The following is a 24628-nucleotide window of genomic DNA, read 5'->3' as shown; positions in this document are numbered from 1 at the left end:
CGGTGTCTCTGGATCCGACCGTGTCCCTGGATCGGACGCAGCCGGTGGCGTCGGGCGACGCGACGGTGTCTCTGGATCCGACCGTGTCCCTGGATCGGACGCAGCCGGTGGCGTCGGGCGACGCGACGGTGTCTCTGGATCCGACCGTGTCCCTGGATCCGACCGTTGCCCTCGATCCCGGGCCGCCTGCCGACGCGGCGTGGCCCGGGGACCCGACCGTGTCCCTCGGAGCCGGGCCGCCCGCCGACGCGTGGTCCGGGGATCCGACGGTGCCGACCGGCATCGCCGCGCCCGCACCGGCGACGGACGGCGCCGCCCGGCAGGGGGCCGCGACCTACGCCGGCGTTCCCGACGCCGGGCCGGTGGAGGACCCCGGTCCGTCGGTCGCCGGCGAGCCGGTCACCGCGCCCCTGACCGGGATCGCGGACGTGGCGTCGGATACCGGTCCCGTGCCGGTCGGCTTCGAGCCGGCCAACGAGGTCGAGGAGAACCTGCTCGACGCCGCCGGTGCCGGCAGCACCGACACCTTCCTGTCCACCCTGCTGCTGGCCCGCGTGCTGCTGCCGGTGGCGGCAGACTCCGCGCCGGGCAGCCGGCCCGGCGAGCCCGGCTTCGTCTGGCGTACGGAGGAACTCGACGGCGAGACGTTCGTGGTGGTGCACACCTCGCCGGAGCGGCTCGCCGACCACACCGACGCGACCGTCGAGACCATCGAGGTGAAGTTCGTCCAGTTGATCCGCCGCTGGCCGGACGAGTCCTGGTCGTTCGCGGTCAACCCGGGCACCCCGGTCGGGGCGAAGCTGCCCGGTGAGCAGATCGTCGGGCTGGCCAACTGGGCGGCGGAGGTGGGGCTCGGCGACGACATCGAGACCGAGCCGCCCGCCGCCGAGGAACCGGTGAGCCGCCCCCGCTACGCCCCGCCCGCGCCCGATCCGGCGCGCCCCATCGTGATGCAGAAGGCGGTCGCGCCCAGCCAGCTCGCGTACTACCTGGAGCGGGGCTACGACCGGGTCTCCGGCTTCGTGCACCGGGCCGGCGAGCTGGCCCACCTCAACACCCCGGCGCAGCTGCACGACGCGCTCGGCCTGGGCTACCCCGATTCCCCCTTCGCCCGCGACGCCGGCGAGATCTACGTGCTGCGCTGGCCGGCGCACCGGCCGAGCCTCTACCGCATCCCGTACGGGGGGCAGAACGAGGCCGCCATGCGGGCCATGGAGGGCTGGGTCATCGAGCGCCCGCCGTTCCGGGGCAACGGGTTCGCGCCGGGCGAGAGCAGCGACGTGGTGGCGGAGTTCAAGGTGGACAGCGCCCGGCTGCCGCACGGCGCGCAGCTGTGGCGGATCGGCGCGGACGGCACCGAACGGGTGGTCGCCATCCTCGACACGGACGCGCTGCGGTGGCGACAGGTCGGTGAGCAGTGACGCGCGACGGCTACGTGGCCCGCTGGAAGGGCCGGGAATACCAGGCGAGCCCGGACGGCGACGACGTCCGGCTCTACCAGCCGGAGCCGGGCGAGGGCTTCGAGGAGATCCGCCCCGGCCGCTACGTCCGGGTGTTGCCGGCCACCGAGCTCGACGACCTGGCGTACGTGCGGACCACCTGCACCTGGCAGGGGCAGCCGTTCATCGTCCTCGGCGAGCACGACGGCTGGCTGCGGGTGGAGTACACGGGCGGACGCTGGCCGGTGGCCCGGGCGATGGGGCTGGAGGTCTTCGACTTCGGCGTCTATCAGGGCTGGGCGCCCGCCGCGGAGGTCGCCGACCTGCGCGAGCAGCGGGTTTGACTCAGGACTTCGCCCAGCGCAGGACCTCGCCCAGCACCAGGTCGCCGGCCTCCACGTGCGGGAAGTGCCCGATGTCGTCCAGGAGCCGCCACTCGTAGGGCGCCACCACGTACCGGCCGGAGCCCTGGGCGGTACGCGGCAGGGAAGCCTCGTCGAGCGCGCCGTGCAGCTGGAGGGTCGGCGTGATCAGCGGCTTCTGCATCAGCCGGACGAAGCGGTAGCCGTGCAGGCGGAGCACCGAGCGGAACGCCCAGCGGTAGCCCTCCAGGGCGCAGAACGCCGCCTGCGGGATGCGCATGGCCTCCCGGCACCGCTGGGCGTACGCCTCGAAGCCCGGCCCCTCGACCCAGCGCGGCCCGCCCCAGCGACGCAGCATCTCCTCGACGGCCGCCGCGTCGTCGCGGGTCAGCACGTGCTCGTAGCGGGGCAGCTGGAACTTCAGGGTGGGCGTGGCGGCGGCGAACTGCCCGCGCGGGTCGGCGAAGATCGCGGCCCGCAGCCGCAGCGGGTGGGGGGCGCCGAGCACCACCAGCCGCCGGACCAGCGACGGGTGGAACGAGGCCACCGTCCACGCGATCATGCCGCCGACGCCGGTGCCGACCACGGTGGCGGAGCGTTCGCCGAGCGCCCGGATCAGGCCGGCGACGTCGGCCGCTAGGGTGTAGCCGTCGTACCCCCGGGGCGGCTTGTCGCTGGCGCCGTAGCCGCGCAGGTCGACCGCGACGGCCCGGAAGCCGGCGTCGGCGACGGCCGGCAGCATCTCGTGCCAGGCCCACCAGTGCTCGGGGAAGCCGTGCAGGAAGAGCACCATCGGGCCGGTGCCGGCCTCCACCACGTGGAAGCGACTGCCGTTGGCGCCGACGAACCGGTGCGTCCACGGCCCCTCGGTGAGGACGCAGGACTCGTCGACGGGCCCGCCGCGCTGCTCGGTCATGGCAGACAGCCTAGGACCCCGGTGCCGGTCATCTCCGACGCCGACCCCACGGGCGGCCGGGAGCGCCCGTGGAAAGGGCGATGCCCGGGCAGGTGGCCTGCCCGGGCATCGCGTGGTGCTGGTGGTGCGGGATCAGCGATCAGGAGATGCGGATCTTGGTGTTGTTGCCGTCCTTCTCCAGAACCTTGATCTTGGTGCCGGTGGCCGGGAGCTTGACGCCGTGGTTCGGCAGCTCCGGGAACCAGTACTGCTGGGTGTCGTCGAACAGCGGCTGCGCCGCCTGGCCACGGATGTACTGCGGCTGGCTGTTGAGGTGCAGCGTGAACGAGTCGGCCTTCTTCAGGCTGAACGGCGCGTCGTAGACCTGGACGCGGGCCCGCCAGGGCTGGCCGGTCAGGTTGTAGATCGGCCGCGGGTGCGCGTCGATGATCAGGTTGCGACCCTCACCCGGGTGCGCGAACGTGTCGTTGTCCGCCCAGCGGGTGTTCCAGTAGGAGATCAGCAGACCCTCCTGGTACGCGTAGTGGTCCACGTAGTCCGGGCGGGTGTTCGAGTAGCCGAAGAAGTACGGGCCGGTCTTCAGGTACTTGTCGTACGAGATGTACTGCCGGGTGCCCGCGATGTAGTAGTTGTCGTAGGCCTTGGTGTAGCTCTTCTCGGCGGTCTCGAAGCCACCGGCGAGCGTCCAGCCCGCGGCGCCGGTCTCGGCGCCGTCGGAGAGGACGGTCTGGCCGTCGGCCGTCACGGTGATCGCGTCACCGTAGAAGCCACCCTCGGAGACGCCGCCGTCGGTCTGGTAGCGCAGCCGGAACTGCGCGACCTTGCCCGCCGCCACGTCCATGGGGATGTTGACGTCGACCCACTCGCCGCCGCTGCTGCCGTCCAGCGCGTAGCGACCGGCGGAGATCTCCTTGAGCGGCTGGCCGTTGGCCGTGCCGGGCAGGGTCACCCAGGACTGGCCGCCGTCCAGCGACGCCTCGAAGAACAGGTAGTCGTAGTCGGCCTCGATGTTGTAGCGGCCCTTCATCGACAGGGCCGCCGACGACTTCCCGGTGAAGTCCAGGGTCCGGGTCATCGTGCTGTTGAGGTCGTCCGCGTTGCCGGAGAAGAACTGCTTGGTGCCCTCGAAGGGCGCGCCGTGCTCGAACGTGTAGTCACGCTTCGGGAGCACCACGACGACGGCCTGCGCCTCGTCGCTGTTGTACTCCTGCGGGCCGAGGGTCATGGTCCGCTTCTGTCCCGCGACGACCACCTCGTAGTCGAGCCAGCCGAGCTGGAGCTTGTTCCACGCGCCGAGGTCGCCGCCACGGTCACCGATGCCGGCGTCGGTCTTGGCGCCGAGCCGGCTCTGGGCCATCAGGGTCCAGTGCTCGTTGTTGTTGTCCCCACCACTGGTGACGTTGTAGTCGTCCGGCAGACCGAGGTCGTGCGCGTACTCGTGGTAGAAGACGCTCCGGCCACCGTTCTCCGGCTGGATGGTGTAGTCACCGATCCAGAGGCCGGTGTTGCCGATCTGGGTGCCGCCGAGCGGGTTGCCGACCGGGCCGGTCGAGCCCTGGTCGGACGCGAAGGCGTACCAGCGGTGGCTCCAGATGGCGTCCTCGCCCTGGTACGGGTCGCCGTCGGCCTCGTCGCCACCGGAGTGGACGATCTGGAAGTGGTCGATGTAGCCGTCGGGCTCGTTGAAGTTGCCGTCGCCGTCGTGGTCGTACCGGTCCCACTGGTCCATCGCCGACAGGTCGGCGGCGATCTGGGCGTCGGTCTGGCCCTTGGCCTTCTGGCTGGCGACCCACTGGTTGGCGGCGTCGCGGACCAGCGCCCAGGTGTTGGTGCAGACGTTCGAGGCGCACGGGTAGCCGCCGGAGCGGCCGTAGCGGGCCTCGTTGTACTGGACCTTCACCCAGTCGGTGACGACGCCGTCGACGCTGTAGCGACCCGAGGACTGGGCCTCGTAGTACTGCTTCACCGACTCGTCACCGGGGTTGGTGCCGAAGTAGAGCTTGCGGTAGTAGTCGGCGTTGTAGTCCGCCTGCCACACCGTGGAGTTGTCGACCGCCCGGTTGGGCTGCGGGATCTCGTTGTGCAGCGGCCCGTCGAACCGGGTCGGGCCCGCGGTGTCCGGGTCGGTGTCCTGGTCCGGGTAGCTCGGGTGCCGGTCGTTGCCGAACTCGGCCAGGATGACGAAGATCTGGTCGGTCTTCTCCCGGGAGAGCTCGACGTACTGGTCCTCGGTCTGGGTGGCGGCGTTGGCCCGGGTCGAGCGGGCGGCAGCCCCCTCGGCCTGGCTCTTGCCGACCTTGACGACCGTGCTGCCGTTGATCTTCTGCGGCTTGGACCGGCCGGAGAGGACGTCGCTCAGGCCCTTCTGGCGCAGGGCGCGACGCTTGTCCTCCATCGGGTTCGGCAGGTCGTGGTCGACATGGGCTGGCTCGGCGACCGACGGAGCGGCCGTCGGCAACTTCGGCTGCGGCGCGGCGGTGGCGGACGAACCGAACGCCAGTCCCGTCGCCGTCAGCGAAAGCCCGAGCAGACCCACTGCGACTTTGCGCACGTGGTACCTCCGGTTTGAGGGAACCGGCCCAACGGGGGTACGGGCCGGTGCTACCGATCCCACTAGTGGGACCAATGGTGAACATAGACACTCGTGTGACCGGTGGGAAGATGCATGCGTCGATTTGTTGCAAAGTTTTGTTGGGAATGCTTTTCACCGTCACATCCCGGCTGTTCACCAACGCGGTGAGCAGGGTGAACGGCCCCACCTGGGGACAAAGAGACGGTTTTCGATAAGCGTGATCGCGTAACGGAAAAGTGGGGCGGCGGCGTGCCCGTCGGCCGTCCCATGGATGGTCCGGCGGGCCTTTACGACCGCCGGCGACGTGTACACGCGGCGGGGCCCGCCCGGGGAGCACGGGTGCTCTCCGGACGGGCCCCGCCCGTTTCTCCGCTCGGCCGACCCTCGGGTCAGTTCCTCGCGGGGGTGACGTACACCGTGGCGTACGAGTTGTCCCGGGCGGTGCGCTTGATGGTGATGGTCACGCCGTAGGACACGCCCTGGTCGCCGGGGTTCCCGGTGCCCAGCACGATGCCGCTGCCCAGGCTGACCCCGTAGTAGGACGTCGCCGGCGTACCGTCCGGGTTGGTGACCCGGGTCGTGTACGGCGCGTTGCCCTTCGACGGGATGACCACGGAGGCGTCGTTGTCCCGCGCGTACGGCGAGCCGTCACGCATCTCGATGCCCGGGTACCAGGTCTTCGCGTCGGTGAAGCCCTTCACGGGCGCCTGCGGACCGAAGCTGGTGCAGTACTCGCTGTACGGCTCGTCCGCCGCCTCCAGGCACTCCTTGAAGGGGTACGTGGGCTTCAACGAGAAGGCCGCGTTGGCGGACTGCGGGCGGCTGGGCAGGTTGTCCAGCACCGACGGGTCCTTCACGGCCGCCTCGCCCTTGCGGCGGTACGGGTCGAAGTGCGAGTCGACGATCAGCAGACCGCCCTTGGCGCCGTAGCTGGGCAGCGCGGTCATCTGCGCCGTGGTGTGGTTGACGTCGCCCCGCTCCGTGTCCCGGTACCAGACCAGCATGCCCGGGGCGTTGTAGGAGACCCGGTCGACCTTCCACGCGTCGCGCGAGTAGATCGTGTCGTAGGTGTACTTGAGGCCCTTGTCGAAGCCGTCGAAGTTGCGCCACTCGGCCAGGTAGTAGTGCGCCTGGGTCGAGGTGCCGGTGTCGATGTGCCAGCCCTGGCCGGTGGTGTCGACGAAGCTGCCGACGGTCGCCGTCCAGCCGTTGGCCCCGCCCTCGACGTCGTCGCTCCACGTGGTGGCGCCGCCGCCGGTCACCGAGAAGTCGTCGGCGAACCAGCCGCGCTCCGCGAACGCCTCGTCCGTGGCGTAGCGGAGCCGGACCTGCACCGTCTGCCCGGCGTACGCCGACAGGTCGACGTAGTCGTGCCGCCAGCCGTGCGTGTCGCCGGTGAGGCCGTACTTCTTGTTGCCGAAGTCCACCATTCGGCCGTTCGGGTCGGCGTAGCCGTCGTTCGTGGTGACGAGGTTGCCGGCCGCGTCGTAGACCTTCTGCTCGGTCCAGGTGGTGCCGCCGTCGGTGGAGAGCTCGACGAAGCCGTAGTCCCAGTCGGCCTCGATGACGTAGTTGCTCCACATCCAGAACTTGACGTCGGCCGCCGCCGGCACGGCCACCTGCCGGGTGATCCTGACGTCCGCCCAGTCCTGGTCGGCGCCGGAGTACCACATGTTCGCGCCGCTGTGCGGCGTGGCGAGCGTGATGACCTTGTCCGGCAGGTCGATCTTGATGCCGTCCTGGGTGCCGCGCGGGGTCCGCGAGGTCTGGCCGAGCTGCACCGCGCGCGGGTCCGAGCCGGGCGCGAGGGTCAGCGGGTCGGCCCAGCCGAGCACCCACTTGTCCCACAGGCCCATGTGCGTCGGCAGCGCCTGGAAGATCTCCCCGGAGTGCGAACCCGAGGCCATCAGGTCCCAGAAGTCCACGTCGGAGTCGGCGTTGCCGGAGGTGTCGTAGAGGTCCGGCAGACCCAGGTCGTGGCCGAACTCGTGGGCGAAGACGCCGACACCGGCGTCCTCCGGCTGCACGATGTAGTTCGAGACCTGGAGGTTGGTGCCGGGGATGGTGTAGCCGCCGGTCACCGTCGACGAGTGCGCCCAGACGGCGTACGTGCCCTCGGCGCCGCCGCCGCGGGACTTGCCCTGGCCGGCGTGCACCAGCACCAGGTGGTCGATCACGCCGTCCGGCTCGAAGAGGTTGCCGTCGCCGTCGCGGTCGCCCTGGTCCTCGATGTCGTAGTCGGCCCACGGGAAGTTCGGGTCCGCCTGCGCGAGGGCGTCGATCGCGTCGGTGGCGAGCCGGCCCGCGCCCTGCGGGTTGTCCGGGTGGCCGTTCATCGACTGCTGGCGGCCGGGGACCCAGTTGCCGTTCTCGTCCTGGAAGCAGCGCGAGGCCGCGTACCAGCCCTCGGAGTGCGGCACGGTGATCCACGGGCTGGCCTGCCCGTCGACCGTGTACGCGCCCTTGGACATCTCCAGGTACATGTTGTGCATCGTGCGGCCGGTCAGGTCGATGCCCCGCCTGCCGTCGGGGCCCTTCAGGTCCTTGCGGACCCGCTCGGTGATGCCCTTCTTGGAGTAGAGCATCTTGTCGTAGTGGGTGGGCGAGAAGTCCGGCACCCACATCGAGTTGTTGTCCTCGTGGGGCAGGTTCGCCGGGTTCGGGATCCTGTTGTGCTTCGGCCCGTTCTGCACGGTGCCGGGGACGCAGGTCCGGTCCTCGAAGACCGTCCTGGGGACCATGACGCCGGTGAAGTCGTCGTTGGCCTGGTCGTTGAACTCCACCAGCAGGGTGAGCAGCTTGGCGGTCTGGGTGCTCGGGGCCTTCTTGATCTGGCGCGGGCTCTTGCCCGTCTTCATCGCCTTGGCCTCGTGCTTCGCCAACTGCTCGGCCGCGACCGGGTTGCCCCGGGCGTACTTGCGGTCGTAGGCGCGCGCCTCTTCGACCGCCGGGGCGTAGACGCCGCCCTTGCCCTTGACCTCGCGGCCGCCGCTGTCCGGCTGGACGGCGGGCTCGGCGTAGTTGATGTAGTGCTCGTCCGCGCCGATCGTGGCTCGGGCGGGGCCGGGCTCCGCCGCCGCCGCGCCACCGGTCACGGTCAGTGACGAGGCGGCGAGGGCGATGGCGGGCAGCGCGACGAGCAGGCGTCGACGCGACCCGGATTGCGTGTTTCTGTTCATGCCGCTCCGTTTCTCGGGCATGGGGAGGAGGATGTCGGTCGGCCTTGATCGATGTGACGTCCATCGAACCGACTCGACTCGCGTGAACCTAAATCAGAAAACAGGGGAGCGACAGGGGTCGACGTCTCCCTGTGACCGTTCAGCTTCACGCGGCTCACCCGACCGACCGATGTGACAGCGCGCATCCGGCCGGTCGTACACCCGTAAGAAACGACGATGGGTGACGGTCCGCGAGGGACCGCCACCCATCGGGGCGTACGCCTGCGTCAGTCCTCGTCGGACTTGCCGCCGCCCATGCCGGACGAGATCAGGTCCATCACGGACGAGTCCTGGAGCGTGGTGACGTCGCCGAGCGAGCGGTTCTCCGCCACGTCCCGCAGCAGCCGGCGCATGATCTTGCCGGAGCGGGTCTTCGGCAGCTCCGGCACCAGCATGATCTGCCGGGGCTTGGCGATCGGGCCGAGCGTCTTCGCCACGTGGTTGCGCAACTCGGCGATGAGCCTCTCACCGGCGTCGCCCGCCGTGTCCGTGGTGCCGCGCGGGATGGCGAACGCGACGATGGCCTGCCCGGTGGTCGGGTCGGTCGCGCCGACCACCGCCGCCTCGGCCACCGACGGGTGGGAGACCAGCGCCGACTCCACCTCGGTGGTGGAAATGTTGTGCCCGGACACCAGCATCACGTCGTCGACACGGCCCAGCAGCCAGATGTGCCCGTCGTCGTCCTTCTTCGCCCCGTCCCCGGCGAAGTACATGCCCTCGAAGCGCGACCAGTACGTCTCGATGAACCGGTCGTCGTCGCCCCAGATGGTGCGCAGCATCGACGGCCACGGCTCGCGCAGCACCAGGTAGCCACCGCCGCCGTTCGGCACCGACTGGCCCTGGTCGTCGACCACGTCGGCGACGATCCCGGGCAGCGGCGTCATCGCGGAGCCGGGCTTGGCCGCCGTCACGCCCGGCAGCGGCGAGATCATGATCGCCCCGGTCTCGGTCTGCCACCAGGTGTCCACGATGGGCAGCTCACCCCCGCCGACGTGCTGCCGGTACCACATCCACGCCTCGGGGTTGATCGGCTCACCCACGCTGCCCAGCAGCCGCAGCGAGGACAGGTCGTAACCGGCCGGGATGTCCTCGCCCCACTTCATCATCGTGCGGATGAGCGTCGGGGCGGTGTAGAGGATGCTGACCTTGTACTTGTCGACGATCTCCCAGAACCGGCCCTTGTGCGGGGTGTCCGGGGTGCCCTCGTACATGACCTGGGTGGCGCCGTTGGAGAGCGGCCCGTAGACGATGTAGGAGTGCCCCGTCACCCAGCCGATGTCGGCGGTGCACCAGTAGACGTCGGTCTCCGGCTTCAGGTCGAAGACCGCGTGCTGCGTGTACGACGTCTGGGTCAGGTAGCCGCCGGTCGTGTGCAGGATGCCCTTCGGGCGGGCCGTGGTGCCGCTGGTGTAGAGGATGAACAGCGGGTGCTCGGCGTCGAACGGCTGCGCGGCGTGCTCGGCCGGGGCGGTCTCGACCGTCTCGTGCCACCAGCGGTCCCTGCCCGACCAGGCCACCTCCTCGCCGGTGCGGCGCACCACCAGCACGTGCTCGACCGACGGGCAGTTCGCCACCGCCTCGTCCACGGTCGGCTTCAGCGCCGACGGCTTGCCCCGGCGGTAGCCACCGTCGGCGGTGATCACCACCTTCGCGCTGGCGTCCTGGATCCGGTTGGTCAGCGCGTCGGCCGAGAAGCCGCCGAAGACCACGCTGTGCGTGGCGCCGATCCGCGCGCAGGCCAGCATCGCGACCGCCGCCTCCGGCACCATCGGCAGGTAGATCGCCACCCGGTCGCCGGCGGTGACGCCCAGGTCGGTCAGCGCGTTCGCCGCCTGACAGGTCAGCCGGTGCAGGTCGGCGTACGTGATGGTCCGGGTGTCGCCCGGCTCGCCCTCCCAGTGGATGGCGACCTTGTCGCCCAGCCCGGCCTCGACGTGCCGGTCCAGGCAGTTGTACGCCACGTTGAGCTGCCCGCCGACGAACCACTTCGCGAACGGCGGCTTCGACCAGTCGAGCACCTGGTCCCACTGCCGCGCCCAGGTCAGCCGCCCGGCCTGCCGCTCCCAGAACGCCAACCGGTCGGCGTCCGCGTCCGCGTACGCGTCGGCGGTGACGTTGGCGTTCGCGGCGAGTTCGGCTGGCGGGGGGAACTGGCGCGTCTCGTTCAGCAGATTGGCCAATGCCTCGCTCATGCCGTACTCCCTCGTCGCTCGGGTGACCTGCGTCTCTCTAGGGCACGAGGTTAGTCGGGGCGGCCGGCACGGGCGACCGCCGGTCCGGCCGACACGTGCCGAGCGGCCCCCACCGCGCGCCGGACGGCGACGCGGGCCGCCGCCTCGACGCCATTTGTCCGGACAGGCTCGCCGGCCGGACGATCGCGGGGGTGGCGGTGGTCGCTTCCGGGCGGCTCGTCGGCGGGGCGCGCCGGGCAGTCGATAGCGTGACGGGGTGACCGCTGACCCGCTCGCCCCGCTGCTCGCGCTCGCCGACGTCGCCCCCGCCGTCGAGCGGGCCCGCGAGCGCTTCGACCAGGCCCTGGGGCACCGCGCGCTGCGCCGGCACGGCGGCCAGGTCGCGGCCGAGGTCAGCCTCCGGTCCGCGGTGGCCAGCGCCGCCCTGGAGGGGTACGCCCGCGAGCGCGAGGCGGTCCGCGCCGGGACGGTGACCGAGCCGGTGGTGCAGGGCGCGCTGCGGGTCGCCGGGGCGCTGCCGGGGCTGTCCGAGCTCTGGCCGAAGGCGCCCCGCCAGGCGCTGGCCAGGCTGCACGTGCTCGCCGCCCGCGACATCGTCGGCGAGGCCGAGCTGGGCCGTCCGGTGGCCGACCCGGTCGTCGCCGCCCGGCTGGACGGGCTGGCCGGGCTCGTCGCCGGCGGCACGAAGGTCTCGCCGCTGGTGCTGGCCGCCGTCGTACACGGGGAGTTGCTGAACCTTCGTCCCTTCGCCGGGCCGTCCGGGGTGGTGGCCCGGGGCGCCGCCCGCCTGGTGCTGCTGTCCAGCGGGCTGGACCCGCGCGGCCTGCTCGCCGTGGACGTCGGTCACCACGAGCGCGAACCGGAGTACGTCGGCTCGGCCGGCGCCTTCGCCACCGGGACCCCGGACGGGCTGCGCTCCTGGCTGCGCCACTACATGGCGGCGGTGGAGGTCGGCGCGGACCAGCTCACCACCATCGGCGACGAGGTCCTCGCGGCGGCCTGAGCTGGCCGGCGCCGGCCCGTCCACGGGCCGCGCGCGGTCGCCAGGTCGGGGCGGTCGCCGGCCTCGCGGCTCGGGCGGACGGGCTCAGGTGGTCCCGCGCGGTCGCCGGGCCGGGCGGCCGCCGCGGCTCGGGCAGGCGGGCGCTCAGGTGGTCGCGCCCCTTCGCCGGGCCGGGCTGGCGCCGGCTCGGGTGGGATCAGGCGGGTGCGGGGGCGGTGCGGGTGCGGCGGTGCCGGCCGTACCAGGCGATGCCGATGGCCACGCCCACACCCACGCCCAGCGCCGCGGCGGCGACCGGGACGGCCGGGCGCTCGCGCAGCCGCCGCCCCAGCGGGATCGGGTGCCGGAACTCCAGCACCGGCCAGGAGTTCTCGACCGCGAGCCGGCGCAGCTGCCGGTCCGGGTTGACCACCGAGGGATGGCCGACGCACTCCAGCAGCGGCCGATCGCTGTACGAGTCGGAGTAGGCGTACGAGTCGGCCAGGTCGTAGCCGCGCTCGGCGGCCAGCTCGCCGACGGCGTCGACCTTGCTCGGGCCGGCCGCGTAGAACTCGACCTCGCCGCTGTAGCGGCCGTCGACCACGCCCATCCGGGTGGCGATCACGTCGGTGATCCCGAGCAGCACGCCGATCGGCCGGACCATCTCCTCACCGGAGGCGGAGACCAGGACGACGTCCCGGCCGGCGGCCTGGTGCTCCTCGATCAGGGCGGCGGCCTCGGCGTACACGTAAGGGTTGATCAGCTCGTGCAGCGTCTCCGCGACGATCTGGCGGACCTGTTCCACCTGCCAGCCCTTGCAGAGCGCGGCGAGGTAGTCCCTGGTCCTGGCCATGGTCTGCTCGTCGGTGCCGCCCAGCCGGAACATCAGCTGCGCGTACGCCGACTTGACCACGTCACGCCGGGTGATCAGGCCGTCCCGGTAGAACGGCCGACCGAACGCCAGGGCGCTCGACTTGGCGATGACGGTCTTGTCCAGATCGAAGAAAGCGGCACTTCGGCCCACGGCGCGAAAGTCTAGCCGGATGGTCTATGGTCGGCGGGTGCCCGGGGCCCGGCGACCCCTCGGACCTGCGGGCCGACCCTCCGCCACCCTCGCTCATCGTGATGATGGTCACACTCTGCGAACATTATTTTGCAGGGAGTGGAGGAGACGCCACTCGACGTATACAGGTTCGCTCAGGCAGACTTGTTGATGCGATGAGTGTTCACATCTCGTACGACAGGCAGACCCTCGGCGGTTGCACCCCCCGTGACCGCTGAGTGGGTTCGGCTCGACCCCCCCGGAGCCGAACCTTCGACGACCCCCGTCTCCCCCCGACGGGGGTCGTCCCTTTCCGGCGGCGGCGCTTCTACGCAGGTCATAGATCCTCTCCGCCACCGTTGAGGCCGCTCATCTGAGGGCTAGTTCAGGGCCGGAGGCGACGAAGCCGCCGACGTTGTCGGGGTCCGACAGAGGAGCCGTCCGGGACGTGCTCATAACGATTGAGTGTCGTTGACGTCGGTTCGTCGCCTGCTCGCTGCGACGGCCGGCGAGCGGGCTCGCCTGGTTGCCTCTCGGCGTGCCGGTACGTGTGTCACGGCCAGGTTCTGGCCTCGGCGTCGAAGACCTCCGGCCGGCTCTCCACCGGCAGCACGCAGACCAGATGCCCACCGGGTACGCGCAGCACCTGGCACTCCTGCCACCGCGCGACCCGCGTGGCACCGAGGGCGACCAGGCGAGCCGTCTCGGCCTCGACGTCGTCGGTCTCGAAGTCGAGGTGGAATCGGGGCTCGTCGTCGACCTCCTGCACGGCGGTGACCAGCCCGGGCAGGGCGTCGTGCAGGCCGATGAACTGCGGGTACGACGGGTCGGGCTCGGCTGGGACGCCCAGGGCTCCCGACCAGAAGGCCGCCGCGCGGGCAGCCTCCGCACGAGGGGTGTCGATCAGGATGGCGTACACGCGACTGCGATGCATGCAGCGCAGGCTATCGATTCGTACGGTCTGTTGAATGCCCGCGCCGCCCCGGCGGTAGGCGGGGTGTTCGGGAGCTGGGAGGCGCTGTGATCCGCCCGGGGCCATAGCAGATCGACTCGCCCGGCGGGCGTTGTCCACAGGGCGCGCGGTTGTCCACAGGCTGTGGGGACGGGGCGGCGTTCGGGGTGGCGTCGGAGCAGGGTCTCGGATCAGCAACCCCGAGCCCGACCGCTGGAGGCCGCGATGCCACCCCGTACCTCCGTCCCGCCGCACCGGCCCCGGCCGCTGCTCGTCACCTCGGACGGCGACCTGCTCGACGACCTGCTGCGGCTCGCCGCGGCGGGCGGAGTCGAGGTGGAACTCGCCGCCGACCCCGCTGCGGCCCGCACTCGCTGGCTGCCGGCCCCGCTCGTGCTGGTCGGCGCCGACCAGGCCCAGCACTGCCTGCGGGCGCGGCTGCCGCAGCGGCCCCGGATGGTGCTGGTCGGGCGGTCCGGGGAGCTCGATCCCGGCTGGCAGGTCGCCGAGCTGATCGGCGCCGAGCACGTGGCGACGCTGCCCGCCGCCGAGCCCTGGCTGGTCGACCGGTTCGCCGAGTGCGGGCCGGAGGGCGTCGAGCGGGGCGGCGCCCGGATCGTCGCGGTCCTGGGCGGGCGGGGCGGCGCCGGGGCGAGCATCCTGGCGGGCGGGCTCGCCGTCACGGGCGCCAGGGCCCGGCTGCGTACCCTGCTCGTCGACGCCGACCCGCTCGGCGGCGGGCTCGATCTGGTGCTCGGCTGGGAGCAGTTGGAAGGGCTGCGCTGGCCGGCGCTGACCGGCGCCGACGGCCGGGTGGACGCGCCGGCGCTGGTACGGGCCCTGCCGAGCCGGGGCGACCTGGTGGTGCTCTCCTGGGACCGGGGCGACCTGCTCGCCCTCCCCGCCCAGGCGATGGCGGCGACCGTCGACGCCGCCCGGCGGGGCCGGGACCTCGTGGTGGTCGATCTGCCCCGGCAGCTGGACGACGCGGCCGTGACCGCGCTGCAGGCGGCGGACCAGGTCTACGTGGTGGTCCCGGCCGAGTTGCGGGCCACCGCCGCGGCGGCCCGGGTGGTGGCGGCCGCCGCCCCGCACTGCACCGCGATGTCGGTGATCGTGCGCGGTCCGGCACCGGGCCGCCTGGGAGCGGCGGAGGTGGCCCGGGCGCTTGGGCTGCCGTTGGCCGGCACGCTGCGCCCGGAACCGGCGCTGGCTCGCGGGTTGGAGCGGGGCGAGGCGCCGGCCGCGCACGGCCGAGGCCCGCTGGCGGCGCTCTGCCAGCGGATCGTCGCCGAACTGACCGGCGCGCCGGCGGCGGGTGCGGCATGACCGGGCCGTCCGAGGGCGACACCCTCGCCGCCCGGGTGCGACAGCGCATGGCCGCCGCGGCGACGCCGGTCACCGCCGCCGCGATCGTTTCTGCCGTACGGGCGGAGCCCACCGCCGCCGTCCTCGGCGACACCGCCGTGCTGCGGATGGCCGTCCAGGTGCACGACGACCTGGTGGGAGCCGGTCCGCTCGCCCCGTTGCTGGCCGACCCGGAGGTCACCGACGTGCTGGTCAACGGCGTCCGGGTCTGGGTCGACCGGGGGCGGGGTCTGCACCAGGTCGCGGTGCCGATCGGCACGGTGGACGACGTACGCCGGCTCGCGCAGCGGCTCGCCGCCAGCGCCGGTCGGCGGCTCGACGACGGTTCCCCGTACGCGGATGCCCGGCTTCCCGACGGCACCCGGCTGCACGCCGTGCTGCCGCCGGTGGCGACCGACGGGCCCTACCTGTCCCTGCGGACCTTCCGGCAACGGCCCTTCACTCTCGACGAGTTGGTGAGCCGGGGGACGGTGCCCAGGCCGGTGGCGCCGGTGCTCTCCGCCGTGGTGGCGGCCCGGCTGGCGTACCTGGTGACGGGCGGCACCGGCTCCGGCAAGACGACCTTGCTGAACACGCTGCTCGGACTGGTCCCCGCCACCGAACGGATCGTGCTGGTGGAGGACGCGGCCGAGCTGCATCCCCAGCACCCGCACGTCGTCGGGTTGCAGGCGAGGACGGCCAACGTGGAGGGCTCCGGCGCGGTCGGGCTGACCGACCTCGTGCGGCAGGCCCTGCGGATGCGGCCCGACCGACTGGTGGTCGGCGAGTGCCGGGGCGGGGAGGTGGTCGACCTGCTCGCCGCCCTGAACACCGGCCACGACGGCGGAGCCGGCACCCTGCACGCCAACGCCCCGTCGGACGTGCCGGCGCGGCTGGAGGCCCTCGGGATGCTCGGCGGACTGCCCCGTGCCGCGCTCCACGCCCAGGTGGCCGCCGCACTCCAGGTGCTGCTCCAGGTGCGCCGGAACACCGAGGGGCGCGTACTGGAATCGGTCTGCCTGCTCCTGCCGGAGGGCCCGGACCGGCTGGTTACGGCGGTTCCCGCCTGGGTACGCGGGCGAGGGCCTGACCGCGCCGCCCAGGCGCTCGCCGACCTGCTGCGGGAGCGGGCCGTACCGGTTCCGCCGGTTCTGACCGAGCCGTGGCCCGGATCGGCGGGACCGAAGTGACCGCCCCGTACGCGCTGGTGGCGCTGCTCTCGGTCCTGGTGACGGCGGTGCTGGTGGCCGGGGCGGTGCGTGGTGGCCGGATCCGGCGGGGCGTGCTTGCCACCGGCGTCGGCGGGAGCGCGCGTTCCGGCGGGGAGGACCCGCTCGTCGCCTGGGTCACCGAGCTGCGCCAGACACCCGGTCGGGGCGTGGACGGCACGGCGGCGCACACCGGCGAGGGTGTTCCTCGCCCGCCGGCCGTCGCTCGTCGCGACCCGCGCGACGAGTCCCGGGCTCGGCTCCGGCAGTCGCCGGCAGGCCCGGACGTCCCGGCCAGCGGGGCTCCCGGAAGTGGGCGCGAGCCAGCGGCCTCGGCCACCGACCTTGACCTGCGCCTTGACGACCACCCGAGCGCCGAGGCGTTCGGCGGGGATCGGTGGGCGTCACGGGACGTGGCCGACCGGTCGCCCTGGCCCTGGGCGGCCGGAGACGACCGTGGCGTTGGGCGAGAAGGGGATGGCGGTCCTCGGCTGACGCGACCTGTGGGCCCGACCCGACCCGAGCGCCACCTCGCCCACCGGGACACGCCGCGCGGTGGCGGAGACCCCGGTCGGGTCCGGCCACCCGGTCGGCGGGACGCCCGGCGACCCGGCGGCACGCCCGCCCCGGCGGCTACCCCGCCGCGCCGGCCCGGCGCGGTGACCGATCCGCCCGGCGAGGGGCGCCGACCGGGGTGGCTCCGGCCGGACGCGCTGGCGGCGTCCCCGAGGCGCACCCTGCTGTTCGCCGCGTCGGCCGGCGCCGGGGTCGGGCTGCTGCTGGCCGGTCCGGTCGCGGCGGTGGCCGTCGGCGCCTACGGCACCCTGGCCGCTCGCGCGCTGCTCCGACGCAGGGACGGCCGGTACGCCGTCCGGGCCCGGCGGCACCGGCTGGACCAGCTCTGCGGGCTGGCCGCGGACCTCCGGGCCGGCCTGCCGGTACCGGTCGCCGCCGAACGGCTCACCCCCGGCCCGGCGGGAACCGATCGCGGATCCCCGGGCGGCGACGCGGCGGCCCGCGACGAGCGGGGCGGGGCGGGGCGCCTGGATCGACTGGCCCGCGCGGCCGTACGCCTCGCCGACCAGACGGGTGCGCCGCTGGCGGAGTTGCTGGAGCGGGTCGAGGCGGACGCCCGCTCGACCGACCGTGGACTGGCTGCGGCGGAGGCCCAGGCGGCCGGGGCACGGGCCACCGCTCTGCTGCTCGCCGCCCTGCCGCTCGGCGGCATCGGGCTCGGCTACGGCATCGGCGTCGATCCGGTGGCGGTGCTGCTGCACACCCCCGTCGGTGGTGCGTGCGCGGTCGTCGCCATCGCGCTCCAGGTCGCGGGACTGTTCTGGGCCGAGCGGCTCGGCGCGTCGCCGGGACGGGTGAGCTGATGCCCCGGATGGCGCTGGCAGTGGGCTTCGTGGCGGCGGCGGTCCTGCTCGCCGCGATGCTCGCGGCGGGGCGGCGGCCCCTGCGCCGGCTGCGCGCGCTGCGCCGGGCGCCGGTCGGCGTGCACCCGGCCGCCTCGCTCCGCCGAGCGGTCGGTCCCGACGACGACCCGACCGGTGGCGTCCCGCCTCGGCGTCGGCCGGACGCCATCCGCGTCGCATCCGGTCTGGGCGGCGTGGCCGTCGCCGTGATCGTCGGCGGCTGGCCCGGGGTGGTGGCGGCCGTGCCGACGACGCTGCTGCTCGACCGGCTGCTTCGTCGGATCGAGCCCCCGGCCGTGCGGAACCGGCGGCTGCGCGAGGCGGCCGATCTTCCGCTCGCCGCCGACCTGCTGGCGGCGGCCATGCGGGCGGGAGCGCCCGTGGACCGGTCGATCCTGGCCGTGGCCGGGGCGCTCGACGGGCCGCTCGCCGCCCGGCTCGCCCGGGTCGGCCGGTTGCTGCGGCTCGGCGGTGGCCCCGAGGAGGCATGGGCTCCGCTCGCGCCGGTGCCGGGGGCCGAGCGGCTGACGGCCGCCGTGCTTCGCAGCGCGAACAGCGGAGCCGCGCTGGCCGGTGCGCTGACCCGACTCGCCGACGACCTCCGCGCCGACCGCTCCACGGCCGCGGAGGCGGCCGCCCGCCGCGCCGGCGTGCTCATCGTCCTGCCGCTGGGGCTCTGCTTCCTGCCGGCCTTCATTCTCGCCGGCCTGGTGCCGGTGATCGTCGCCGTCCTCGGTGACGTGCTCTGACCAGTTCGAGAAAGGACAGGAACATGCGCAAACTGCTCGCCCGCCTGCGCGGGGACGCCGGTATGAACACCGCCGAGTACGCCGTCGGCACCCTAGCCGCGGTCGCCTTCGCCGGGATCCTGCTGAAGGTGCTGACCTCCGGCAACGTGCAGTCCGCGTTGACCGCCGTCATCGACCGGGCGCTCAAGTGACCGGGCGCCGGCCGGTCGGCCGTGACCGGGGTTCCTTCACCGCCGAACTGGCGGCCGGCCTGCCGGCGCTCCTGCTGCTCCTGCTCGCCGGGCTCTCGGCCGTCAACGCCGTCGGCACGAGAGCGGGTTGCCTGCACGCGGCCCGGGAGGCGGCACTGGCTGCCTCCCGGGGCGCCGACGGGGCGGCCGCTGCCAGCCGGGCGGCGCCGCCGGGAGCGGAGGTGACCGTCACCGTCGACGGTCAGCGGGTCGTCGCCACCGTCCGGGCGCCCGTACGCGCGCTCGGCTCCCGGCTGCCCCGGATCTCCGTAGCGGCGACGGCGGTCGCGGCGGTGGAACCCGGTGTCGTGGGGACGGACGCCGTGGGGCCCGGTGTTGCGGAGCCTGCGCCTCCGGGCGTCGAGCCGGCGGAGGAAGGACCGTGACGGGACGGACCGGAGGCCGCTACCGGCAGAACCCTGACCGGCAGAACCCTGACCGGCAGGGCGACGGGAGTGGCTGGCCCGGCTGGCCCGCGACCCTTACCGAGGTGGAAGTCCGTGAGAGCGCGGCGGGAGTGCGGGGAAGCGCGACGGTGGGGCGTGAGGACGCGGTGGCAGCGCGGTGGCAGCGCAGGGGGAGCGCGGCGGGAGGGCCGCGAAGTGCGGCGGGGCGGGCGGGGGAGCGTGGTGGGGCGACCGTCTGCCTGCTCGCCGTGGGGCTGGCTTTCGTCATGGTCGGGTTGTTCGGTGCCGCCGTCGGCGCGGCCCGGACGGCCCGGCAGCAGGCCCGGGTGGCGGCGGACTTCGGCGCGCTGGCCGGTGCCGGCGAGGCACTCCTGGGCGAGCCGGCGGCCTGCGGCCGGGCTGCCGAGATCACCGCCGCCAACGGTGGCCGGCTGCTCGCCTGTCGACTCGACGGCCTCGACATCCTGGTGACCGCAGAGGTGGCCGTCACCCCGCTGCCCGGCCTGGCGCGGGTCGCGGCGGCCAGCGCCCGCGCCGGCCCGGTCCGTGGCTGAGCGGCCAGGATGTCGGGCAGCACCTCCAACACCGACCGGGCCGGGGCGACGGGAGTCGGCACCCCGACCCGGGTGGATCAGCGTCCCTGGAGGGCGTCGAGGGCGACGGCCATCGCGATCACGAGGCGGCGGTCGACCTGCGGGTTGTGGATCTGGACGACGTACCGGTCGCGCAGGCCCCACTGCTTGATGACGGAGAAGACCGGCTGACCGCCCGCGACGAAGTCGAAGTGGTAGGGCAGCCAGGACAGCGAGTCGACGAACCGGCGCAGCAGCGCCACCGGCATGCTGCGCTCCTGGCCGGTGACCTGCGGCAGGCCGGCCTGCTCGACGTGCCAGGTGGACCGCAGCAGGGACTGGGCGAAGTCCTTGCGGAACAGGCCGATCGGGTTGCCGGCGTGGTCGGTCACGTCGTACGTGGCACCGATGTCGAGGCGCTGGCGGGCCTTGAACCCGAGCAGGGGCTGCTGCTTCGAGTCGTCGGTGTAGATCGTCACCTGCTCCTTGAAGGCGAGCCGCTTCTGCTGGGCGAACGCCAGCAGGCCGCCTTCGGAGCCGTCCGGTGCCACGGCGTGGACCTCGTACTGGTTCACCATCATCCGGAGCCGTTGCCGGATGTGGAACTGCTGCTGGGCCTGCAAGTTCTCGAGTTGCATGGGTTCTCCTTCGAGGGGTCGCCGGAGTGTCGCACAGCTTCACCCGTGCCGCCGCCGACAGGTCACGCGTCCCTTCCCGCAGGCTACGCGGCCCGTCCTGCCAGCACACGGCGGTTCCCGCCGGCCTCCGCTACCCCGCCCGGCTCCTGCCTCGCTGCCCGACCCGTACCGTGCCGGCCCGGCGGCGCCGTCCGACGGGCAACCCCGCGACGGCGGCGCCCGTCGTGGTCGGTTCCTCCCCGGGCCGGCAACCCCACGACGGCCGCGTCCGCCGTGGTCGGTTCCTCCCCGGGCCGGCAACCACCACCAACCCCGGGAACCCTGCCGCGCCCCGACCCCGCAGCCCCGCCCCGAGCGGAACCCGGCTGCGGCCATGCTTGTGCGGTGCGGAGCGGGTTCATCGGCCTCCGTCGACCGTGGCCTTGAGCGCCCACGCGTTCAGGACCTGGTGGATGCTGCGCAGCCGCTCGTTGATCTGCTCCAGGCGCTCGGCCTGCGCCAGGCTGGCCAGCGCGGTGCCCAGGGCGATCTGCTGGTCGGGAGTGAGTTCCTCCTGGTTGATCGTGTAGAGCAGGTCGACGGTCTCGGCGATGGTGTCGGCCACGACTCCTCCTTCGACGGGAAGCACGGCAAGGGTCCGCGAGCAGCGATGGAAGCGCTCCCACGTATTCGTTTTGCCCCGAGCGAAGGGTTTCTATGCCTGTCTTCCACCACCCGGGACGGGGGCGGCCTCCGAGCCGGTCTCCACCACCCGGGACGGGGCGCCACCCGGACCTCCGGGGCCGCCCGGGGCGGCGTCGTCGGGAGCGACGCGTTCCCCCGGGACCATAGGCCCGCCCGGAGGCACGGCGTCCCGAACCGCACCGCGTCCCGGAACCGCGACATCGCCGCCGGTCGAGCTGACGGACGCAACCCCGGCCGAGCCGCCAGACGGGCTGACGGACGGAGCGCCGGGCGAGGCGCCGGCCAGGCGGGGTGCCGGTACGCCGTCGGGCAGGTTCGCGAGCACCACGTCCAGCACCTTGACGGCGTCCGGCTTGGAGAGCGGGTTGTTGCCGTTGCCGCACTTCGGGGACTGCACGCAGGACGGGCAGCCCGCCTCGCAGCCGCACTCCGCGATCGCGTCGCGGGTGGCCCGCAGCCAGGCTGCCGCCGTCCCGTACGCGCGCTCGGCGAAGCCCGCCCCACCCGGGTGCCCGTCGTAGACGAAGACCGTCGGGGCCTCGGTGTCCGGGTGCGCCGCCGTCGACAGTCCGCCGATGTCCCAGCGGTCGCAGGTCGCGGTGAGCGGCAGCAGACCGATCGCGGCGTGCTCGGCGGCGTGCAGCGCGCCCGGCACGTCGGCGGGTTCCACGTCGGCGGCCGTCAGGGACTGCGGCGACAGGGTGAACCAGACCGCGACGGTACGCAGTTCCCGGGCCGGCAGGTCCAGCGGGCGGGTGTCGATGACCTCGCCGGTGGCGATCCGTCGCCGCTGGTACGACACCACCTGACTGGTCACGTCGACCTCGCCGAGGAAGAGCCCGACGGGGCCGGCGTCCACGTACGAGCGGACCGACACCACCGACAGCGAGGTGACGTCGCGGGCGTGGGTGGACCAGTCCGGCTCCTCGGGGTGCACCAGCGCGCATCCGTCGGCCAGGTCGAGCGAGTCGACCACGTGGGAGACGCCCTGGTGCAGGTAGACCGCGCCGGGGTGGAGCAGGAAGTGCGACGAGCCGCCGTCGACGGTGCCGAGCAGCCGACCGGTCGCCGCCTCCACCACGCAGACCGGCGCGCCGCCCTCGCCGCGCAGGTCCACCTCCGGCCGCTCCCGGTGCCGCCAGTACCAGCCGGTCGGCCGCTGCCGCAGCGCCCCCGCCGCCACCAGTTGGTCCACCGCCTCCTTCGCCCCGTCACCGAAGAGCGCCAGGTCGTCGGGGGTCAGCGGCGCCTCGACCGCGGCGCAGGCGAGCTGCGGTGCCAGCACGTACGGGTTGGCCGGGTCGAGCACGGTCGCCTCCACCGGCCGTCCGAACACCGCCTCGGGATGGTGCACGAGATAGGTGTCGAGCGGGTCGTCCCGGGCGACCAGCACGGCGAGCGCCTCCTGCCCGGAGCGCCCCGCCCGGCCGGCCTGCTGCCACAGGGAGGCGCGGGTGCCCGGGTAGCCGCAGATCAGCACCGCGTCGAGGCCGACCAGGTCGACGCCCAGCTCCAGCGCGTTGGTCGAGGCCAGCCCGAGCAGGTCGCCGTGCAGCAGCGCCCGTTCCAGTTCGCGTCGCTCCTCGCGCAGGTAGCCGGCCCGGTAGGCGGCCACCCGGTCGCCGAGCCCGGGCACCGCCTCGTCGAGGGAACGGCGGGCGTTCGCCGCGACCACCTCGGCGCCGCGCCGGGAACGTACGAAGGCCAGGGTGCGTACCCCCTCGGCGACCGTGTCGGCGAGCAGGTCGGCCGTCTCCCGCAGCGCCGACCGGCGGACCTGGGTGAGGTCCGCCTGCTGGTCGGCGGCGGAGTCCCGTGGCAGCAGCGGCGGCTCCCAGAGCGCGAACGTCACCCCGCCGCGGGGCGAGGTGTCCTCGGTGACGGCGGTTACGGGCAGCCCGGTGAGCCGTCCGGCGGCCGTCGCCGGGTCGCCGGACGTGGCCGAGGCCAGTACGAAGACGGGTGTGCTGCGGAACCGGGCGCACTGCCGCCGCAGCCGGCGCAGCACGTGCGCGACGTGCGAGCCGAAGACCCCCCGGTAGGTGTGGCACTCGTCGATCACCACGTACGTGAGCCGGCGCAGGAAACCGGACCACTGGGCGTGCCCGGGCAGGATGCCGTGGTGCAGCATGTCGGGGTTGGTCAGCACGAACCGGGAGTGCTTGCGGATCCACTCCCGTTCGGCGCGCGGGGTGTCGCCGTCGTAACAGGCGGGGCGTACCCCCTCCAGCTCCAGCGCGGCGACGGCGCGCAACTGGTCGGCGGCGAGCGCCTTCGTCGGCGCCAGGTAGAGCACGGTGGCCCGGGGGTCGGCGAGCAGGGTGGCCAGCGCGGGAAGCTGGTAGGCCAGGGACTTGCCGGACGCGGTGCCCGTGGCCACCACGACGTGCCGGCCGTCGTACGCCAGGGTGGCCGCCTCCGCCTGGTGCCGCCAGGGCGCGATCACGCCGCGTCGGGCGAGCGCCGCGCGCAGTTCCTCCGGTGCCCAGTCCGGCCACGGGGCGGGCTCGCCGGCCCGTGCCGGCACCCGCTCGACGTGGGTGACCGGGTCGGCGCCGGCGCGGGCGCGCAGCCGGCCCAGCAGGTCGGCGGGCGCCGGGCCGGAGTGGTCGGGCGACGGCTTCAGGTCGTGGCGCGGCGCCGGGTACGCCGAGCTGGAGCCGTCGGTGGTCACGTCCTGCACTCTCGCACTGGTGTTCGGAGATGGAAAGCGGGGGCCCGGGGTAAGGGGAGGCTCCGCCGGTGAGCAGAGCCGGTCTCCGGCGGGGATGGTTAGATGCCCAGGAGAGTTTACGGCTCTTGCGAGGGAGGACCGATGGAGCTGTCGCTGGCGACCCGCACCGTGGGCGAGCACACGGTGCTCGAAGTCGGCGGTGAGGTGGACGTCTACACCGCGCCCCGGCTACGGGAACGGCTCCTCGAGCTGATCGACGGTGGGGCCTGTCACGTCGTGGTCGACCTGGGCCGGGTGGACTTCCTCGACTCCACCGGGCTGGGCGTGCTGGTCGGTGCGCTCAAGCGGCTGCGCGCCGCCAGCGGCTCGTTCGCCCTGGTCTGCGACAAGGAGCCGCTGCTCAAGATCTTCCGGATCACCGCGCTCGACCAGGTCTTCCCGCTGCATCCCACGGTCGACGCGGCGGTCGGCACCGACCCGGCCGGCACCGGCGTCTGATGGCCACGGTCAAGCTCTCCTTCTCGCCGGCCCCGGTGCACGTGCGCACCGCGCGCCTGGTCGGCGTGGCGGTCGCCCGGCGGGCCGGGGTCCGCGAGGAGCTGCTGGACGAGGTACGGCTGGCCATCGGCGAGGCGTGCACCCGCGCGGTCGCCCTGCACCGCCAGTACGGCGTGTCCGAGCCCGTGCTCGTCGAGATGTCCGACACTGGCGCGTACGCGGTGCGCGTCGTCGACCGCGCGCCGATCGAGGCCGGTCTCGGCCTGGCGGCGCTCAACGCCGACCAGCTCGCCAACGAGTCGCTCGACGAGGACGACCTCACCACCGGCGTGGGCTTCGCGCTGCTGGCCGGTTTCGTCGAGGACCTCCAGGTGCGCCCGGTCGACGAGGGCATCGGCACCGAGGTGCGGATGGTCTGGCCCGTCGGCCGGTGAGCTGATCTTCCACCGCCCTCGCCGAGGGCGTCGTACGCCGTGAGAGGCCGTGTCCCGCCGGGGCGCGGCCTCATTGGCATGGATGGGCTCCTAT

19 protein-coding genes and 2 pseudogenes are annotated in these 24628 nt (G+C 73.4%); 12 read left to right on the top strand and 9 right to left on the bottom strand.

Going from position 1 to position 24628, the window contains the following annotated elements:
- Nucleotides 1–1421: SseB family protein (locus EV374_RS05290; RefSeq protein ID WP_486485592.1), on the top strand; the 1421-nt coding region annotated here is incomplete at its 5' end.
- Complete coding sequence (locus EV374_RS05285; RefSeq protein ID WP_101413782.1) at nucleotides 1418–1783, top strand: hypothetical protein; 366 nt, start codon at nucleotides 1418–1420, stop codon at nucleotides 1781–1783. The genes EV374_RS05290 and EV374_RS05285, both read left to right, overlap by 4 nt.
- 1 nt (nucleotide 1784) lies before the next feature.
- Here the strand turns inward: EV374_RS05285 and EV374_RS05280 are convergent, their stop codons facing one another.
- The 4 genes from EV374_RS05280 to acs all read right to left on the bottom strand — a co-directional run bounded on the left by EV374_RS05280 (nucleotide 1785) and on the right by acs (nucleotide 10699).
- Nucleotides 1785–2717, bottom strand: coding sequence for an alpha/beta fold hydrolase (locus EV374_RS05280; RefSeq protein WP_132232074.1), 933 nt, complete (start codon nucleotides 2715–2717; stop codon nucleotides 1785–1787).
- Nucleotides 2718–2856: 139 nt separating this feature from the next.
- Nucleotides 2857–5253, bottom strand: coding sequence for an immune inhibitor A domain-containing protein (locus EV374_RS05275; protein ID WP_132232450.1), 2397 nt, complete (start codon nucleotides 5251–5253; stop codon nucleotides 2857–2859).
- A 425-nt stretch (nucleotides 5254–5678) separates the two neighbouring features.
- Entirely contained in the window at nucleotides 5679–8468 is a 2790-nt protein-coding gene (locus EV374_RS05270; protein ID WP_132232072.1) for an immune inhibitor A domain-containing protein, read from the bottom strand.
- A gap of 266 nt (nucleotides 8469–8734) precedes the next feature.
- A complete protein-coding gene (acs, locus tag EV374_RS05265) occupies nucleotides 8735–10699 on the bottom strand; it encodes an acetate--CoA ligase (protein ID WP_132232070.1) in 1965 nt (654 codons plus the stop codon).
- Between the two features lie 256 nt (nucleotides 10700–10955).
- On the opposite strand from acs, the gene EV374_RS05260 reads away from it, so the two are divergent.
- A complete protein-coding gene (locus tag EV374_RS05260) occupies nucleotides 10956–11702 on the top strand; it encodes an oxidoreductase (protein WP_132232068.1) in 747 nt (248 codons plus the stop codon).
- 196 nt (nucleotides 11703–11898) lie between these two features.
- Here the strand turns inward: EV374_RS05260 and EV374_RS05255 are convergent, their stop codons facing one another.
- Nucleotides 11899–12705 carry an HAD family hydrolase gene (locus EV374_RS05255; protein ID WP_089002404.1) on the bottom strand — a complete coding sequence of 269 codons (807 nt, stop codon included), beginning with the start codon at nucleotides 12703–12705 and terminating at the stop codon, nucleotides 11899–11901.
- Nucleotides 12706–13276: 571 nt separating this feature from the next.
- Complete coding sequence (locus EV374_RS05250; protein WP_132232066.1) at nucleotides 13277–13657, bottom strand: VOC family protein; 381 nt, start codon at nucleotides 13655–13657, stop codon at nucleotides 13277–13279.
- A 243-nt stretch (nucleotides 13658–13900) separates the two neighbouring features.
- Between EV374_RS05250 and ssd the strand changes: the two genes are divergently transcribed.
- The 7 genes and pseudogenes from ssd (at nucleotide 13901) to EV374_RS05215 (ending at nucleotide 19588) form a co-directional block, all read left to right on the top strand.
- On the top strand, nucleotides 13901–15004 hold the full coding sequence (gene ssd / locus EV374_RS05245; protein ID WP_132232064.1) for a septum site-determining protein Ssd: 1104 nt from the start codon (nucleotides 13901–13903) through the stop codon (nucleotides 15002–15004).
- Complete coding sequence (locus EV374_RS05240; RefSeq protein WP_132232062.1) at nucleotides 15001–16212, top strand: TadA family conjugal transfer-associated ATPase; 1212 nt, start codon at nucleotides 15001–15003, stop codon at nucleotides 16210–16212. The genes ssd and EV374_RS05240 overlap by 4 nt, the downstream gene beginning before the upstream one ends.
- A 500-nt stretch (nucleotides 16213–16712) precedes the next feature.
- A pseudogene (locus EV374_RS05235) lies at nucleotides 16713–17609 on the top strand (hypothetical protein); the annotation flags it as partial.
- Nucleotides 17610–17665: 56 nt separating this feature from the next.
- Nucleotides 17666–18397, top strand: coding sequence for a type II secretion system F family protein (locus EV374_RS05230; protein WP_132232446.1), 732 nt, complete (start codon nucleotides 17666–17668; stop codon nucleotides 18395–18397).
- A 23-nt stretch (nucleotides 18398–18420) separates the two neighbouring features.
- On the top strand, nucleotides 18421–18588 hold the full coding sequence (locus EV374_RS05225) for a DUF4244 domain-containing protein (RefSeq protein WP_076470820.1): 168 nt from the start codon (nucleotides 18421–18423) through the stop codon (nucleotides 18586–18588).
- Nucleotides 18585–19013, top strand: a complete 429-nt coding sequence (locus EV374_RS05220) for a TadE family type IV pilus minor pilin (protein WP_486485591.1) — start codon at nucleotides 18585–18587, stop codon at nucleotides 19011–19013. The genes EV374_RS05225 and EV374_RS05220 overlap by 4 nt, the downstream gene beginning before the upstream one ends.
- 131 nt (nucleotides 19014–19144) lie before the next feature.
- A complete protein-coding gene (locus tag EV374_RS05215; protein ID WP_132232444.1) occupies nucleotides 19145–19588 on the top strand; it encodes an Rv3654c family TadE-like protein in 444 nt (147 codons plus the stop codon).
- Nucleotides 19589–19665: 77 nt separating this feature from the next.
- Here the strand turns inward: EV374_RS05215 and EV374_RS05210 are convergent, their stop codons facing one another.
- From EV374_RS05210 to EV374_RS05200, 3 genes and pseudogenes are all read right to left on the bottom strand, one after another.
- Entirely contained in the window at nucleotides 19666–20244 is a 579-nt protein-coding gene (locus tag EV374_RS05210; RefSeq protein WP_132232060.1) for an LURP-one-related family protein, read from the bottom strand.
- A gap of 397 nt (nucleotides 20245–20641) precedes the next feature.
- Nucleotides 20642–20848 (bottom strand): hypothetical protein, encoded by a 207-nt coding sequence (locus EV374_RS05205; protein WP_132232058.1) that lies wholly within the window; start codon nucleotides 20846–20848, stop codon nucleotides 20642–20644.
- 384 nt (nucleotides 20849–21232) lie between these two features.
- Nucleotides 21233–23611: pseudogene (locus tag EV374_RS05200) on the bottom strand (DEAD/DEAH box helicase); the annotation flags it as partial.
- Nucleotides 23612–23743: 132 nt separating this feature from the next.
- Between EV374_RS05200 and EV374_RS05195 the strand changes: the two are divergent.
- Together EV374_RS05195 and EV374_RS05190 are read left to right on the top strand one after the other, a co-directional pair.
- Nucleotides 23744–24100 (top strand): anti-sigma factor antagonist, encoded by a 357-nt coding sequence (locus EV374_RS05195; RefSeq protein WP_132232056.1) that lies wholly within the window; start codon nucleotides 23744–23746, stop codon nucleotides 24098–24100.
- A complete protein-coding gene (locus EV374_RS05190) occupies nucleotides 24100–24534 on the top strand; it encodes an ATP-binding protein (RefSeq protein ID WP_132232054.1) in 435 nt (144 codons plus the stop codon). Before EV374_RS05195 ends, EV374_RS05190 begins: the two co-directional genes overlap by 1 nt.
- The last annotated feature ends 94 nt before the right edge of the window (nucleotides 24535–24628 follow it).

The sequence above is a fragment of the Micromonospora sp. CNZ303 genome (assembly GCF_004345505.1).
This window is presented reverse-complemented; position numbering and strand designations above follow the sequence as displayed.